Origin of the sequence: Promicromonospora vindobonensis (assembly GCF_042685865.1) — a bacterium.
Taxonomy (GTDB): domain Bacteria; phylum Actinomycetota; class Actinomycetes; order Actinomycetales; family Cellulomonadaceae; genus Promicromonospora; species Promicromonospora vindobonensis.
Genome location: NZ_JBHUOG010000002.1, coordinates 2,312,255 through 2,329,064, shown reverse-complemented (window position 1 = coordinate 2,329,064; position 16,810 = coordinate 2,312,255). Strand labels below are relative to the sequence as shown.

Annotated in this window: 8 protein-coding genes; 3 read left to right on the top strand and 5 right to left on the bottom strand. The window is 72.5% G+C overall.

Going from position 1 to position 16,810, the window contains the following annotated elements:
* Positions 1 to 90: 90 nt before the first annotated feature.
* The gene (locus tag ACFS27_RS23645; protein ID WP_377188406.1) at positions 91 to 3,900 is read right to left on the bottom strand and encodes a S8 family peptidase; all 3,810 of its coding nucleotides are present in this window, start codon (positions 3,898 to 3,900) and stop codon (positions 91 to 93) included.
* Positions 3,901 to 4,015: 115 nt separating this feature from the next.
* Between ACFS27_RS23645 and ACFS27_RS23640 the strand changes: the two genes are divergently transcribed.
* The gene (locus ACFS27_RS23640; RefSeq protein WP_377188403.1) at positions 4,016 to 5,074 is read left to right on the top strand and encodes a hypothetical protein; all 1,059 of its coding nucleotides are present in this window, start codon (positions 4,016 to 4,018) and stop codon (positions 5,072 to 5,074) included.
* 8 nt (positions 5,075 to 5,082) lie between these two features.
* Here ACFS27_RS23640 and ACFS27_RS23635 read toward each other — a convergent pair whose 3' ends face one another.
* Positions 5,083 to 5,919 (bottom strand): NAD-dependent epimerase/dehydratase family protein, encoded by an 837-nt coding sequence (locus tag ACFS27_RS23635; RefSeq protein WP_377191148.1) that lies wholly within the window; start codon positions 5,917 to 5,919, stop codon positions 5,083 to 5,085.
* Positions 5,920 to 6,043: 124 nt separating this feature from the next.
* Positions 6,044 to 6,454, bottom strand: a complete 411-nt coding sequence (locus tag ACFS27_RS23630) for a nitroreductase/quinone reductase family protein (protein ID WP_377188401.1) — start codon at positions 6,452 to 6,454, stop codon at positions 6,044 to 6,046.
* A gap of 289 nt (positions 6,455 to 6,743) precedes the next feature.
* Here ACFS27_RS23630 and ACFS27_RS23625 point away from each other — a divergent pair, with 289 nt between their 5' ends.
* Positions 6,744 to 10,685: a S8 family serine peptidase gene (locus ACFS27_RS23625; protein WP_377188398.1), complete on the top strand. Its 3,942-nt coding sequence runs from the start codon at positions 6,744 to 6,746 to the stop codon at positions 10,683 to 10,685.
* Between the two features lie 154 nt (positions 10,686 to 10,839).
* Here the strand turns inward: ACFS27_RS23625 and ACFS27_RS23620 are convergent, their stop codons facing one another.
* Both ACFS27_RS23620 and ACFS27_RS23615 read right to left on the bottom strand, forming a co-directional pair.
* Positions 10,840 to 14,658: a phosphodiester glycosidase family protein gene (locus tag ACFS27_RS23620; protein ID WP_377188395.1), complete on the bottom strand. Its 3,819-nt coding sequence runs from the start codon at positions 14,656 to 14,658 to the stop codon at positions 10,840 to 10,842.
* Positions 14,659 to 14,787: 129 nt separating this feature from the next.
* On the bottom strand, positions 14,788 to 16,197 hold the full coding sequence (locus ACFS27_RS23615; protein ID WP_377188392.1) for an MFS transporter: 1,410 nt from the start codon (positions 16,195 to 16,197) through the stop codon (positions 14,788 to 14,790).
* A gap of 70 nt (positions 16,198 to 16,267) precedes the next feature.
* Between ACFS27_RS23615 and ACFS27_RS23610 the strand changes: the two genes are divergently transcribed.
* The gene (locus tag ACFS27_RS23610) at positions 16,268 to 16,720 is read left to right on the top strand and encodes a winged helix-turn-helix transcriptional regulator (RefSeq protein WP_377188389.1); all 453 of its coding nucleotides are present in this window, start codon (positions 16,268 to 16,270) and stop codon (positions 16,718 to 16,720) included.
* The last annotated feature ends 90 nt before the right edge of the window (positions 16,721 to 16,810 follow it).

The window sequence follows — 16,810 nt, the reverse complement described above, 5'->3', positions numbered from 1 at the left end:
AGCCAGCGGGCCGTGTTGCCGGGAGTAGACGTTGTCTGCTCCCAGCAACACGGCCCGCCTGCTACCTGTCTCCCCGGCGCCGCAGGAGGCCTACCGCCCGCCCGAGATCCCGAACGCGGAGACGATCTCCTGGGTCACCGCGTTCCCTGCGTCGTCCCGAGCGCTCGTCCGGAGCGAGACCAGGTCGGCGCCGCGTGCCGGGATCCGGAGGCGTGCCTCCCAGCACTCGTCGTCCTTGCTCAGCTTCACCGACGACCAGGTGGCGCCGCCGTCGTAGCTGACCTCCAGCGTGGCCCCGGCCATCGAGCCCGCGCGGGGTGCACCGGGCACGGTGTACGGCCGCACCGCGAACGGGACGGTGGAGCCTGCCCGCACGGTGCCGTCCAGGGCGGTGTCAACGGAGTAGTCGAGCTGCACCAGGGGCAGTGGCGTGCCCTGCTGGCCCGGTACGGCGTCGTCCGCCTGGTCGGCCACGAAGGTCCACGACGTGCGCGTGCTGGTCGAGTACCGGTGCGCGTCGTCGGCGGCCTCGGTGTCGATCTCGAACCGGTACTCCTGCGGGCCGTCGGCCGTCGGGACCGTCGTCTGGACGGCCTGGCCGATGTTCTCCCTGACCAGGGTGTCGCCCTGGTAGAGCCGGGAGGTCACCGGGGTCTCGCCCCACGGAAAACCGCCGGTGATGCCGTTCTGGCCGCCCGACGGGGCCACGTTGACCGCGAACCAGTCGCCGCTCTGCCAGGGGCCCCAGTAGCCGTCACCGGTCCGGGGTGCCGTCACGGGGGCGAACCAGTCGCGCACCGTGGTGCTCCGCGGCTCGTAGGCCTGACGGATACCGCGCTGCTCCCAGGTGCTCTCGTGCTGCACGTTCTCGTACCAGGTGACGTCGTCGTAGGTGGAGACGTAGTCGGTCCGCTCCGTCGCGGTGGCCTGCAGCGCGGGCACGGAGAGGCACGGCGGCCACTGGTAGTCGCGGCAGTCGGCGCGGTCGTCGACGGCGAGCCGCTCCTCCGTGTCGTTGTAGCGGCTCTCCACCGTGGCGAGCTGTCGCTTCGTGGGCGCCAGCGCCAGGTCGGTCGGGATCTCACCGGGCCAGCTCTTGGACACGTCGTACAGGTACGACGGGAACTCCTGCGCCGAGCCGGTCAGCGTGAGCCGGCCCGTGGCGGCGGCCGGCAGGAGCTTCGCGCCCTCAGCGGACGTCACCGAGACGACGGGCAGGTCACCCTGGGTGACGTACTCGACCAGGGGCCCCGGCCGGTCGTTCACGACCACGAGCAGCGCGGCGCCGGCCGCCAGGGCGGCAGCCTCCCGCTCCTCGGCGGGCACGGCGTCGTCGCGGGTGACGAGCACCGCCTTGCCCTCGGCGTCCAGGCCCTCGAAGTCGGCGGCCGTACCCGTACCGGCCGCGACGGAGCGTAGCTCGACCCGGCCGTCGAGGCGGGCCGACCCGGCCTGGTAGACGGGGTCGACCGCGGTCGGCGCCGGGCGCCGGGCCACGACGTCCAGCGCCGGCTCGATGGCCCGCCACCGCACGCCGAAGTCGAAGTGGGCGCTGTCGACGGCGCCCGTCGGGGCGGCGTAGAACGAGTCGACGTCGGCCGGCAGGGCATAGGTGGCGCCGAACGTCGAGTACAGCCCGCCGATGCCGGAGTCGTTGAAGAACTGGAACCGCCGGTGCGCGACGTCGCTGTCCCGGGGCGTGTCGAGGGTCAGCTCGACGGCCTCGCGGGCGTCGAGGACGAGCGCCTGGTCGGCGTCGTCGACGACCACCTGCGGGTCGCCGACGAGCGCGACGCCCGTCGAGCCCGTCCCCTCGGACCCCTCGACGTCGAGGAACGCCGTGGCGGAGTAGACGCCGGGCAGCAGGCGCTGCGTCGGCACCTCGCCCGTCGTGGGGTCGATCGGCAGGGTGCTGACGAACTGGTCGCCGTAGCGGTAGAAGTCGACGTAGCCGGTGGCCGGCTCGCCGGAGCGGTCCAGCGCGGTGATGTCCAGGCCGTACCGTTCCTCCTCCTTGATCAGCGCGGCGGCGGTGCGGACCGTGACCTCACCGGACGTGTCCGTCGCGACGACGGCGCCGCTGTACTTGCCGGACAGTGCTGCGTCGTCGGCGTCGGCGCTGATCGTGACGTCGGCGGAGCCGCCGGCCGGGACCAGCACCTCGGCGTCGGACACGGTGACCAGGTCGCTCGGCTCGCCGTCGGGGCCGACGACGTCGGTGCTCAGCGCGAGCGTGACGTCGCTGTCCGTGCTGTTGGTGTAGGTGATGGCGCTGGTGGCAGGCTCGTCACCGTCGTGAGGCCAGCCGTAGAAGCCCAGGAACCCGTCGCCGGAGCCGGCCACGCCGTCGAGCGCGGCCGGGACGTCCAGCCGGCCCGCGCCGACCTCGTACGCCGGGGCGTCGATGTCGGCCGACGACGACACCAGGGCGGCCTTGAGCTGCTCGCCCGTGAGCTCGGGCTCTGCGCCCTTGAGGATCGCCGCCGCGCCCGCGACGTGCGGGGTGGCCATCGAGGTGCCGTTCATCGAGACGTACCAGCCGTCGCCGCCCGACTGCTGGGAGCGAGCAGCGACGATGCCGACGCCGGGCGCGGTGAGGTCCGGCTTGATCGCGTGGTCGCCCACGCGCGGGCCGTAGCTGGAGAAGTCGGCGCGCACGTCGCCGTCGTCCACCGCGCCGACCGTCAGGGCGGCGTCAGCGGTGCCGGGGCTGCCGAGCGAACCCTCCGCGTAGCTGTTGCCCGCCGCCACGACGAACAGGGCACCCGTCTGCTCGCTCAGCGCGTTCAGCGCCTGCGCCATGGGGTCGGTGCCGTCGTTCAGGCTGGAGTCGCCGAGGCTCATGGAGACGATGTCCGCGTGGGCAGCGCCCCACTCCATGCCCGCGATGATCCAGGAGTCGAGGCCGTAGCCGTCCTTGTCCAGCACCTTGCCGACCAGCAGGTCGGCGCCCGGCGCCACGCCCCGGTACAGGCCATCGCTCGCGGCGCCCGACCCGAGCACCGTCGAGGCGACGTGCGTGCCGTGCCCCTGGACGTCGTTCGTGACGTCCTCGCCGGGCACGAACGACTGCGTCGCGCCGATCGCGTCGGCCACGTCGGGGTGGGTGGCGTCGATGCCCGTGTCCAGGACGGCGACCGACGCGCCGGTGCCGTCCAGGCCGGCCGCCCACGCCTCGGGCGCGCCGACCTGTGCGGTGCTCCGGTCGAGCGTCGCCTCGGCTTTGCCGTCGAGCCAGATCTTCTCGACGCCGCCGCGGAACGCGCCGTCGTCCGCCACACCGCGCGTCGCCGTCCGGCCGTCGGGGGAAGAAGCCACGGCCGCCCAGAACTCCGTCGCCTCGGCCTTGTCCGCGGTCACGGCGTCGGCCTGGATGCTGGGCAGGGCCAGGGTCCGCGTGGCGCCGGGCAGCTCGGCCGTGCGCGAGCGTGCGCCGGCACGCTCGACGATGAGCGGCGTGGCGGCCGCGGTCTCGTCGTCGTACTGCAGCTCAAGGAGCGCGGTCACGTCGAACAGCCGGCGGTCGAGCGTGCCGGCCGCCAGGTACGGCAGCGCAGCGTCCGGGACCACGTAGAAGTGGTCGCCGACCTGCTGGGTCCGCACGGCGCCGCCGTCTGCCGGTTCGACCCCGACGGTCAGGGCGCCGGTGTCGGTGGTGCCGACGTCGACGACGTCGCCGGTCACCAGGGTGACCGTGGTGCGGCCGTCGGCGAGGGCGGGGGTGTCCGGAGCGGCGGCAGGCGTGCTGCTGCCGGCGCCGGGTGGGGTGTCGCCGGGTGAGGGGGCGGGGCCTGGGGACGCGTGCGCGGTGGTGACCACGGCAGCGACCAGGGCGGACGCGGTGACTGCCGCGGCGGCCTTGGTGGCGGCCGACAGAGCGCGCCGGGTTCGGGATCTCATGGTGGTGGACCCTCCCAGCGGGCGCGACACGTCACAAGAGGCACATCGTGGCGGCTTTACGGCATGGCGCGACTCCGCCAGAGTGGTGCGCTGATCAACCTGACGGAGGAGTGCCATGCTCGGCGACGTGCTCGGACTGACCCCTGACGAGACCCTCGCGTACAGCGAGCTCGTCGCGATGCCCTCTGCGTCCGTCGCCGACCTCGCGGCGGCGCTCAGCGCCTTCGGGACGTCCCTCGGTGACGCGCACCGACTGCTGCGACGGCTCGAGGAGCACGGGCTCGCCGCCCGGATCACGGGCGACGAACGGCGGTTCGCTGCCGCACCGCCCGCCATCGCCCTCGGTGCGCTGCTCGCCCGGCGCCAGGACGAGGTACGGCATGCCGAGGTCGAGCTGGGCCGGCTCGAGGAGGTCTACCGGGTGTCCGCGGCGGGCCGGGGACCCACCGACGTGGTCGACGTCATCCGGGGCGAGGACGCGGTGCGGCACCGGTTCGAGCAGCTCCAGCTCGGGGCGCGCGAGTGCGTGGACGCGTTCGTGCGCCCACCGGTGGTCGTGACGTCCAGCCAGGAGAACTCCGCCGAGGACCAGGCCGTCGCACGCGGCGTGCAGTATCGCGTGATCGTCGAGCGCGGCATGCTCGAGAGCCAGGCGGTGACGGTGGAGGAGGCCGTCGACGCCACCGAGGCGGGGGAGGAGGTGCGGTTCGCCCAGCGCGTCCCGCTCAAGCTCATCATCGTCGACCGCCGCCTCGCCCTCATGCCGCTCACGTCGTCGGGCGACGTCGTCGGCGCGCTGCTGGTGCGCGAGAGCACCCTGCTCGACGCGCTGCTCGCCCTGTTCGAGAACGTGTGGGAGCGCGCGACGCCGCTGCTCCTCGGCACGGCGGGGCTGACAGGCGACGTGGCGCACCAGGTCGACGACGACGACGCGCGGGTGCTCGGCCTCATGCTCGCGGGTCTCACGGACCAGGCGGTGGCGAAGCAGCTCGGCACGTCCCTGCGGACCGTGCAGCGGCGGGTCCGGGCGCTGATGGATCTCGCCGAGGTGGAGACCCGGGTGCAGCTCGGGTGGCACGCCGCCCTCAACGGCTGGGTGCGTCCCCGCGCGGGGCGGGACGAGCGGGTAGCCGAGGCGGCCGACGGTGCCGAGCCGGTGGCGGCGCCGGCCTGACCCGTCGCCTACGGGGTACCGACCACGTGATGCCGGGCGTGGAACCCGAGCACCTGCTCGGCGGCCGTGAGGTCGTAGGGCACGGCACGGCCCTCGATCGGCCGGCGCACCGGGGTGTCCGGGTGATACCGCCTCAGGAGCTCGAGGGTGGGCACCGGCACCAGGGTCTCCGGCGCTGCCACGTGGATGACCACGGCGCCGTCGGTGGGGCAGCGGAGCGCGAGCCACGCCGCCTCCGCGGCGTCCCGGGTCTCCAGGTACGCCCACAGGCTGCGCGCACCGAGCGCCGGGTCCCGTGCGACGGCGTCGGCCTTGGCGCGTAGCCGTTCGTCCATGCCGCCGACGAACGGGAACCGCAGCGCGACGACCGGCATCCCGTAGCGCCGGGCCATCATGTCGGCCGTCAGCTCGTCCGCCCGCTTGGACAGCGCGTACGGGTCTGCGGCCTGGTCGGGGGTGTCGTTGTCGACCGGCACGTAGGCAGGGTGCTGCTCGTGAGCCGCGAACGGGATGCCCGAGGCGGCCTGGCTGCTCGCGATCACCGCGCGCCGGACACCGGTCCGCCCCGCCGCGTCGAGCACGGTGAAGGTCGACAGGGTGTTGATCCCGAAGACCGCCTCGGGTGGGTCGTCGAGCGGCGTCGGGATCGCTGCCAGGTGGATGACGCCGTCGGCCCCCTCCATCGCCCGCGCGACGACCTCCGGTGACCGGGCGTCACCGACGACCACGCGGTCGGCGCGGAGATCGTCCGGATCCTCGAGGACGAGCGCCGTGGCGGCCACCGACTCCCGGGCGAGCACGTCCAGGACGCCGCGGCCGATGCGCCCCGCGGCGCCGGTGACCAGTACTCGCTGAAAGGGGTTGATGAGGGCCTCCTGGCGTCGTCGTCGAACGTGCTCGGGGAGCGGCCGGCCGTTGCGACCGCTCCCTGAGCATGTCAGCCCACGAGCATGTCAGCCCACGAGCATGTCAGCCCACGAGCCGGAAGATCGGGAACACCCGGCCCTCCGCCGTCTTCTCGTATCCCGCGAAGCCGCTCGAGAGCTCCTTGAAGCGCTCCCACATGGCGTCGCGCTCGTCGCCGGTCAGCTCCTCGACCTTGGTCTGCACGGTCGTGACGGGCTCACCGGGGACCTCGATGTCGACCTGCTCGGTGCGACGGAGGCCATAGACCCAGGCGGGGTTCTTGGGGGAGCCTCCGGCGGAGCCGACGATGTGCCAGGCGCCGTCCTCCTGGATGGCCGCGAGGGGCGCGACACGGACGCTGCCGTCCTTCTTCGGCACGTGCACGAGCACGAGGCTCTTGCCGAACTGCATGGGCTCGTTGACCTCGCCGGCGTTGGCGCGGAAAGCGTCGATGATCTGCTGATTGAAGTCCATGCCCTGCCAACGCCACCGGCGACGCCCGTCATTCCGGCCACCGGCCCCGAGCCGACTTTCGTTGCCCTTTTCACCCCTGACCTCGCAGAGTGTGACGTGGCACACGCTCGTGGGCCAGTGGTTGCGCCCCGCGTGGGGCGCTTGCACCCCGGAGGCAAGAATGCACAGTCGCATGCCACATCGACGCGCGCCGATCGCTCTCGCAGCGGTCGGAGCGCTCCTGGCAACAGCGGTGAGCGTGACACCTGCACTCGCGAGTACGCCAACCCCTGCCGGCACACAACCATCCGTGGCGACCGACGTCCCGGAGCGCCCGGCGGACAAGATCACGCCCGCCGTGCAGACCCGGTTCGACACCAAGGAGTCGACCGACTTCTGGATCCGGTTCGCCGACGCGCCGGACCTGGCGCCGGCCAAGGACATCGCCGACTGGGCCGAGCGGGGCCAGTACGTCTACGACGCCCTGACCGGCACGGCGAAGGCGGCGCAGGCCGACGTCGTCGCCGACCTCGAGGCGGCGGGCGTCGACTACGAGTCCTACTGGATCAGCAACGCGATCCTCGTCCAGGACGGCACGGCGGAGCTCGCGAAGCAGGTGGCCGCCAGCCGCGAGGTGAAGCAGGTCCACGAGCGGTTCGCCGCCCAGCCCATCGAGCCGGTCGAGCGCAAGGCGCCGACCAGGAACGCGCCACTCGCCACCGAGTGGGGGCTGGACGCCATCGGGGCCCCTGACGTGTGGGAGATGGGGTACACCGGCGAGGGCATCACCGTCGCCAACATCGACTCCGGCGTCGACGTCGAGCACCCGGCGCTCCTGGAGCACTACCGCGGCTACCTTGGCTCCGACGGCCTGACCAACGACTACAACTGGTTCGACGCCAGCGGCGCCTGCGACGGCGCACCCTGCGACGGCGACGCCCACGGCACGCACGTCATGGGCACCATGGTGGGCGACGACGGCGAGGGCAACCAGATCGGCGTCGCGCCCGACGCCGACTGGATCGCGGCCAACGGCTGCGCCAGCTGCTCGGACGCGGACCTCCTGGCCTCCGGCCAGTGGATCCTCGCGCCGACGCGGACCGACGGGTCGGACCCCGACCCGTCGCAGCGCCCGCACATCGTGAACAACTCGTGGGGCCAGCAGGAACCCGGTGCCATCGACGACTTCATGTCCGAGGAGATCGCCGCCTGGGAGGCGGCCGGCATCTTCGGCGCGTGGGCAGCGGGCAACGCGGGCGAGGCGGGCTGCCAGTCGACGTCGTCCCCCGGGGCCAACGTCGCCACCTACGCGGCCGGCGCGTTCGGGGAGAGCGGAGACATCGCGGTGTTCTCCTCGCGCGGACCTGGCGAGGACGGCGAGACCAAGCCGAACCTGGCCGCGCCCGGTGACGAGGTGCGGTCCTCCGTACCCGGCGGCGACTACGCGGAGTTCAGCGGGACGTCCATGGCGTCCCCGCACCTCGCGGGCGCCGTCGCGCTCCTGTGGAGCGCCGCCCCCGTGCTGGTCGGCGACATCGAGGCCACCGAGCAGCTCCTGGACCAGACCTCGGCCGACGTGGCCGACGACGCCTGCGGCGGCACCACCGCCGACAACAACGTGTGGGGCGAGGGCAAGCTCGACGTGCCCGCCCTGGTCGGGAACGCACCGATCGACGGCTACGGGTTCCTCGCGGGCACCGTCACCGGGCCCGACGGCGAGCCGGTCGGCGGGGTCCGCGTGACCTCCGGTGACCGTTCCGACACCACCGACGCGGAAGGTACCTACCGCCTCGGCCTGGAGGAGGGCTCCCACGAGGTGAGCTTCTCCGTCTTCGGCTACCTGGACGGCTCGGGGCAGGCCGACGTCGTCGAGGGCGAGACCACCACGCTGGACGTCACCCTCGAGGTGGCGCCGACCACCACGGTGAGCGGCACGGTCACCGACGGCTCCGGGCACGGCTGGCCGCTCGACGCCCAGGTCTCCGTGCAGGGCGCCCCGAGCAGCGTCACCGCGTGGACGGACCCGTTCACCGGCGAGTACTCGTTCGAGGTGCCGCAGTCGTCGACCCACACGCTCGTCGTCCGGCCGTCCGTGACCGGGTACGGGACGTTCACGCAGGAGGTCGAGGTGGGCACGGAGCCGGTGGAGGCCGACCCGGCGCCGCCCGTGCTCGATGAGTGCACGGCCCCCGGATACGCCCTGACGGGGGCAGGCGCAGGGGTCGAGGAGTTCGAGTCCGGCAGCGTGCCGGAGGGCTGGACCGTCGAGGACCTGGCAGGCACCGAGCAGGTCTGGACGTTCGACGACGCGTTCGAGGCGAGCAACATGACCGGAGGCGAGGGGCTGTTCGCCGAGGTGAACAGCGACGGCTACGGCGAGGACGGCGCGCAGGACACGACCCTCACCTCACCGTCCTACGACCTGACCGGCCTCGACGCGCCGCTCCTGACGTTCGACCAGTCGTACGGAGCCTGGGAGGACTTCGCCGACGTGGACCTGAGCGTCGACGGCGGGGAGACCTGGGAGACCGTGCTGCACCAGACCTCCGACGCCGTCGGACGCACGCTCGTCACGCTCCCCGGTGCGAGCGGCGAGTCCGACGTACGGATCCGGTTCCACTACGGCGACGCCGTCTTCGGCCTGTGGTGGCAGGTCGACAACGTCTCGGTCGGGGCGTGCGAGCCCGTCGACGGCGGCCTCGTCGCCGGGTTCGTCAACGACCTCAACACCGGTGACGGCGTCAACGGCGCCACCGTGACCGCAGGTGCCGACCGGAGCACGCGGTCCACGGACCCGGAGAACCCGGGCGTCGGCGCCGGGTACTACTCGCTGTTCACCATCGAGACCGGCGAGCAGCAGGTGGGGTACGCGGCCAAGGACTACACGGCCGCCGAATCGGCAGTGACCGTCGTCGCCGACACGGTCACGCGCCAGGACGTGGAGCTCGCGGCACCGCTCCTGACGGTCTCGCCGAGCGAGCTCTCCCGCGAGGTGCGGCTGGGCGGCACCAGGTCCGGCTCGTTCACCGTGACGAACGAGGGCACGGCGCCTTCGGACGTCGAGGTGGCTCCCGCGTCGTCCGACTTCGAGATCCTCGGGTCGGCGTCCGGCAGCAGCGTCATCAAGGGCGCCACCGAGGACGTGACCGAGGTGAGCACGGTGTCGTCGGGCGCCGAGGGCGGCTCGAGGGCGACGGCCGGCGCGAACGACGGTGACGGGCTGGTCCGGAACGGCAAGCGCCCGGGGAGGACCGTGACGCCGTCGGTCCCGCCGGCGCTCCTCGCCGGTGAGGGGACCACCATCACCCACTCGTCGTCGCAGGACGTCACCATGGGCAACTCGGTGGGCTGCGTGGGGACCCAGACGCAGTGGCTGCGCACGTTCACGCTCGAGGACTTCGACATCGAGGGTGAGTTCGCCGTGACGAACGTGTCCTTCGGCGTGGAGCTCGCCTCGGCGGACACCGACGTGACGGTCAACCTGTACGAGCTCGACGGGGACTTCGTCTACGCGAACATGACCCAGATCGGCACGGCCGACGTGACCCTGGAGGCTCAGGAGCTCACGATGGTGGACGTGCCGGTCACCGGCACCGCGACCGGAACGCTCGTGGTCGAGGTCGTCAGCGCCGGCGAGTTCTTCATCGGGTCCAACGCCGAGCCGGAGACCGCGCCGTCGTACATCGCGTCCGACGACTGCGGTACCCCCGAGCCCAGCACCGTCGAGGACCTCGGTTTCCCGGACATGCACACGGTGCTGAACGTGACCGGCGACGCCACGGTCGACGTGCCGTGGCTCGACGTCCAGCCGCCGGCGTTCACGCTGGAGCCGGGCGAGTCCGCGAAGGTGTACGTCGATCTCGACAGCAGCCGCGTGGACCAGCCGGGCACCTACACCTCTGCCGTCGTCGCCAACGGCAGCACGCCGTACGACGAGCCGCGGGCGCAGGTGTCGCTGTCGGTCACGCCGCCGGCGAGCTGGGGCAAGATCGCCGGCACGGTGACGGGCGCCACCTGTGACGACGAGACGGTCCCGCTCGAGGGTGCGTTCGTGGTCATCGACGGGTCGGAGCACGACGTCACGCTGGTGACCGGTCCCGAGGGTGGCTACGCCCGCTGGATGGGGGTCTCGAACAACCGGCTGACGCTGCTCAGCTCGGCCGACGGGTACCCGCCGGAGTCGAAGAACGCGCGCATCGTCAAGGGCCGGACGGTGGTGCACGACTTCGAGCTGAACGAGTTCTGCGGGTAAAGGGCCGCAAGCGGAGAGAGGCCCGCCTCCAGAATGCAGTTGAGCATGGTTTCGACGCGGGAAACATGCCCAACAGCATTCTGGAGGCGGACCTTTTCGCTGCAGCAGCGAAGCGGAGCGAAGCGGGCGGACGACGGCGCCCGCCCGCCTCGGCTCAGTGGCGGGCCGGTCCGTCCTCCGGCACGGCCCAGGTGAGCCTGGTGCTCGTGCCGGTCAGCGGCACCGTCACGGTGCGCTCTGCGCCGTTCGTGGTGATCCGCAGCTCGGCGGTCGACGTCACGTCCGGGCGCACCGGGTCGAACCGCACCCACACGGTGCAGGTACGGCCGGGGGCCAGCTTCCGGTCCGAGCAGCTGTCGCGGTCGACCCGGAACGGGCTGCGCCGCTCGTCGTCGGCCACCTTGACCGAACGGATCCGCGCGGGCGCGGTCCCCGTGCTGGTGATCGTCACCTGCTGCACCTGACCGTGCGTGCCGACCGGCTGCTCCGTGAACACGGGAGCCTCCGCCGCCACCCGCGGCCCGTCGCCCTCCGCCGGGACCACCTCGATCGCCTCGGACGTCGTGACCGGCTCGAGCGAAGCGGGACCGTCGTACGGCCGCATCGCGTCGTTGGTGACCGAGACCGTCACCTCGCCGCGGCGCAGCGCGGTCAGGGTCCGGGTCTCCGGGTCGAGCACCGCCACCTTCCCTGCCCGGCGGGCCGACTCGACGGCACGCTCACCGGTACCGATCGCGAGGTTCCGCGATCCGCTCCAGTGCACGGACATCGGGTAGCGCAGCGGCACCACCCTGCTGCCCGGCGCGACGCCGTTCGGCTGCACGATGCTGCCGCTGAGCTGCGCCGACGCACCCACCTCCAGTGTCTCGGGCGTCTCCAGAGCGATCGACTGCGCGAAGGCGCGGACATCGGCCTCCACCCACTGCTCGTCGGCGCTCTCGCGCGGATCCACCGACCAGCTCACCCAGCCCGTGAAGCCACCCCGGTCCGGGCTGCCGTACGGGCCCTTGCCCGACGAGGGCAGCACCGCGTAGGGCACGCCCTCCTCCCGGTGTACGTCGGCGATCTGGGCGTGCGACCCGACCATGACCGCACCCTTGTCGGTGCGCTCGCGGAACGCGGTGAGCAGGTTCTGGACCAGCGCTACCTCGTTGCCGTCGCCGAGCTGGCTGTCTCCGGTGTCGCCGGGGTCCTTGACCGGGTGGTGGGCGAAGACGACGACGTTGCTCACCGAGCGGTCCCGCTCGGCGTCGGCCAGGGCGTCACGGACCATCGGGAGCTGGTCCCACGCCGTGCCGCGCAGCGTGCCGTACGCGCTGGCGAGCAGCACGAACCGGGTGCCCTTGTGGTCGAACGTCCGGTACGGCTGCCCGAACTCGGCGACGAACGGGTCGAGCGTCGCCTGCGTGTTGTTCAGGCCGTAGGACTCGTGGTTGCCCGGCACGTAGTAGCACGGCACGGTGCCGGCGCGCGGGTCCGGCGTGCTGTCCGACGGCGGTTCCTCGCCCACCGGGACCAGGTCGCAGCCTGCGTCCTCCAGCACCTCGCGGGCCAGGGTGATGTCCTGGGGCAGGCCCCGGTCCGTGATGTCGCCGTTGAGGACGACGAGGTCCGGGTTCGTGGCGCGGATCGTGTGGAGCGCGCTCGTGGCGACCTGGGTCAGGTCGGGGCTGTCCGCGGTGAACTGCACGTCGGACAGAGTGGCGAACTGCCACGCGTCGCGGCCGTCGAGCGGCTCGCCGTCGGCGGAGACGAGCGGGTCCGGCTCCAGGTCGGGGCGCGGGGGCAGCTCGATCGACGTCGGGACGTCGGCCTCGATCCGGTCCAGGACGAACGTGCCGGGCTTCTGCTGCGCGGCGTTGGTGTTGATCCCCTGCCATCCGGTGACCGAGATCGGGTAGGCCGTGGTCGACGGGAGGGTGAACGTGGCCTGCTGCCAGTCGTCCGACGGCGTCAGGCCGGTGCCGTAGACCCCGCCGCTCTTGCCCGCCGCATCGACGTAGGCGAGGTAGGTGAGCCCGCTCGGCACGGAGATGCTGGACTTGACGCGTACCCGCATGCGCAGCGGCTGGCCGGGTACCGGCACCCGCACGGCGGCCGACGTCGTGGCGATGCCGACGTTGCGCATCCCGTCGAAGTCGACCCGCAGGCCGTCCGGGTGGGCGGAGAAGGTCGTCGCCCGGGTGCTGTTGCTGCGCCAGCGCGCGAGCACGTCGTCGTCGAAGTCGTAGACCGTGACGTTCTGCACGCCGATCGTGATCGGCAGCTGCACCGACTCGCCCGCCACGGATACCGTCAGCACGGTCGCGGCATCCGTGAGCGGGGTGATCCGCAGGCCACCGGCCGCCGGCTCCACCCGCACGACGTCGCGGTCGTAGTCGAGCTCGAGGTCGCCCGCCTCGATCGGGGCCGTGAAGCCCTGCCCGTCACGTCCGGTCACGGCAACGGTCACGGCGGACGACGGCGCCGCGTCGGCGATCGACAGACGGTCGGTCGACAGCTCGACGTCGTCCAGCGGGCCGAGCACCCGGACGTCGAGCGTGTCGCGCTCGCGGCCGGACCGGGCGCTGACCGTGATCTCGTCGCGGCCCTCGCGCGGGGCCTCGAGCCGCCCGCCGGGCACCGACGCCCCGCGTGCCTGCCAGCGCACCGAGGCCTCGTCGACCTCGACCGGGGTCTCGTGGTCGTCCACGCCCGTGGCCACAAGGGTCCGGTGGAGGCCCGGGAAGACCTTCACGTCGCCGTCCGCCGAGGCGGCGCCGGGGGCCGGCTCCACCAGCAGGTCGTGCAGGCGTCCGTCGCCCGGTGCGACGAACACGCCGACGCCGTTCGGGTTGTTGCGCTCGTGCCCGTCCGACGGCACGTTGCGGACCGTCGCGTCCTGGTGGCCGAGGGCGCGGGCGACCATCGTGGTCGACCCGCCGCCGTCCAGGTTGACCGCCGTGTCGACGCCGAGCCGGACCAGGTCGCGCGCGGCCTTGTCCACGCCGACGCCGCCCCTGCCGGTGCCGCCGGGGCCGTCCCAGGTGGCCAGGACCAGCGTGCGGCCGTCGTCGCTGAACCCCAGCGCGGTGCGCGGGGCGACCGACGTCGCCAGGCCGTCGACGACCTTGCCGTCGGACACGATGGTGCCGCCGTGGCCGAGCGCGAACTCCATGGTGCGGGCGAGGTCGTCGGCGAGCTCGTACGTGAGCCCCACCGGGTCGCCCTCGCGCAGCGCGCGCAGGGCGTCGGCAGCGCCGTCCCGCCCGACCAGGGCGAACCCGCCCTCCGGGATCGGGCCGGAGCCCGCAGGACCGGACGGGTCGACCGACACGACGGCGCCGTCCACGACGATCACCTCGGCGATCCGGTCCGCCGTGACGCCCGTGAATGCGCGGTTGCGGCTGGACTCGCCCCACACGGGGGTGTACGCGACCATGCCGTTCGCCGGCACGCCGCCGCCGTTCGCCGCGTTCACCGACAGGACCTCGTGCGGAGCCCCCGCCAGGTCGGCGCTCGCGTCGACGGCGAGGTCGACGAGCTGCGAGATCCCGTCGCGGCTCACGCCGACGTGCGAGCGCCCGCCGATGTCCGCGGACTTGCGCAGGACACCGTCCTGCACCTCGCCGCCCAGCGCGGCGTTGCTGTTGCCGATGTCGAAGAACTCACCGTTGACGCCTGCGACGGCGCCCGCACGGTTGGCGGCGCCGCTCAGCGGGCCGCCCGACGAGACCGGGCCGGCCGTGAGCAGGTCGGTGCTGACCGCGTCCTCCGCGAGGTCGACGGTGAGGAAGCGGGAGTCGTACCAGCCGCCCTCGTCCACCGCTTTCAGGTGGCGCAGGCTGATGCCCGGGCCGAGGTCCTCGACCGTGTCGGTCAGGGTGAGCTCGTCCGCCTGGGCGACGGACGGCAGGGCGGTGGCAAGGGTGGCGGCCGCGACGACAGCGGCCAGGGGACGGGACCATCGGCGCATCGTGGCCGTTGCTCTCATGGCAGAACCTCAGGTGAGGAGGGAGCCGGGCGGGGACGCGCCGGCACGCCGCGGTCAGACCGCGGCGCACGGACACGATCGGGCCCCTCGGCCACGCGTCGATGAACGCGTCCTGGCAGGCCGGTGAACTTATCCGGGAATCACCCGGTTTCCACGGATCCAGGTGGCGATGCCAAGGGCCAGCGCCAGCGCGCCGCCGACGGCGGGCACCAGCAGAGCGCGCTGGTAGTCCGCGGGGTCCGCCGCCCCGGTGTGCCCCCCGACCAGCATGATCGTCGCCGCCGAGACCCCGAGCGCCGCCCCGAACTGGAACGCCGTGTACACGACGCCGCCGGCGACCCCGTGCTCGGACTCGTCGAGGCCCGCGGTGGCCGCTGCCGTGAGCGGGCCGTAGACCAGCGCGAACATCACGCCGATCAGCAGCATGGACGGCAGCAGCTCCAGGTATCCCCAGCTGTCGTCGAGGCGCAGGGCCAGTGCGAAGGCGACAGCACCCGCCAGCAGCCCTGCCACCATGACGGGGGCGTTCCCGAACCGCTTGACGAGCCGGTGGGTGACCAGCGGCGCGAGGATCATGTCCAGCCCCATCACCGCGAACGCCAGCCCTGTCGCGATCGGCGACCACCCCTGGAACTCCTGCAGGTAGAGCGTGATCAGGAACTGGAACGCGAAGAACGCGCCGATGAACAGCAGCCCGGCGGCGCTCGATCGCAGCAGCAGCCCCTCACGCAGCACCGCGAGGCGGAGCAGCGGGTCCGCCACGCGGCGCTCGATGGCCACGAAGGCACCGATCAGCACCCCAGCGGCGATGAACGAGACGACTCCCATGGCGACGTCCCGGCCCTCGCCGATGGTGACGATGCCGTAGATGAGAGCGACCATCGCGGACGTCAGCGTGACGGCGCCACCGACGTCGAACCCGCCCCTGGCGCGTTCGGTGGCCTGGTCCGGCCGGATGACCGCCCGCCCGGCCACCCAGAGCGCGGCACCGACGATGACGGGTGCGAAGAACACCCAGCGCCAGCCGACGTCGGTGAGGAAGCCGCCGGCCACCACACCGAGGGTGAAGCCGCCCGCGCCGATGGCGCCGTAGATCGCCAGCGCCCGGTCGCGCAGCGGGCCCTCGGGAAAGCTGGTCGTCAGGAGGCTGAACCCCGCAGGAGTCATGAACCCCGCCGTGGCTCCGGTGACGAACCGGGCGACGATCAGCACCCAGGCGTCGTCGGCGAGGCCGCCAAGACCCGAGAACGCGATGAAGATCGCGAGCGCGACCAGGAACGTCCGTCGTCGGCCGACGAGGTCCGCCGTGCGGCCGCCGAGGATCATGAAGCCGCCGTAGGCGAGCACGTAGGCGCTGATCACCCAGTGCGCGTCGGTCGTCGCCAGGCCGATGTCGTCGGCGATGGCCGGGACGGCGACGTTGAGCATCGCGATGTCGATGCCCTCGAGGAAGAGCGCACCACACACGACGGCCAGCACTCCCCAGCCCGTTCGTGTCACGTTCGGTGCCGGCCGTACGGCCGCACTGACATCTGTCACCAGGATCTCCTCGCTCGGTCCCTCATGGTTACCACTTGTAACCATGACGATCCTTGGGCACGATCAGCAGATGGCACAAGAAGGCACTTTGACGTCACCCGGTTCCCTCGAAGGAACCGAGGCCGGGTCGGAGGCGTGCAGGTTCGAGCGGGACCCCTTCCAGTGGGACGTCCGTGAGGACTGCCAGGTGCGGCAGATCCTGGACCGGATCGCCGACAAGTGGTCCCTGCTGGTGATCGCCCTGCTCGACGAGAAGACGCTCCGGTTCGGCGAGCTCGTCCGGGAGATCGACGGGATCAGCAAGCGGATGCTGACGGTGACACTCCGCAATCTCGAGCGCGACGGACTGGTCCTCCGCACCGTCTACCCCGAGGTGCCGCCCCGCGTGGAGTACGTGCTCACGCCGTTGGGGCGCACGCTGCTCGGGACGACCCAGGCCCTGGTCAACTGGTCCGAGGAGCACCAGGAACAGATCGCCGAGGCGCGGCAGAGGTTCGAGGCGGCGCACCCCGGAGACGCCTGAGCCGCCGGGTTCCGGGCTGCCGAGTCCGAAGTTCAGCAGACCTGGCAGGTGCGCCTCGGGTGCACCCTGCCCCGGCGCCACTCACCCGCA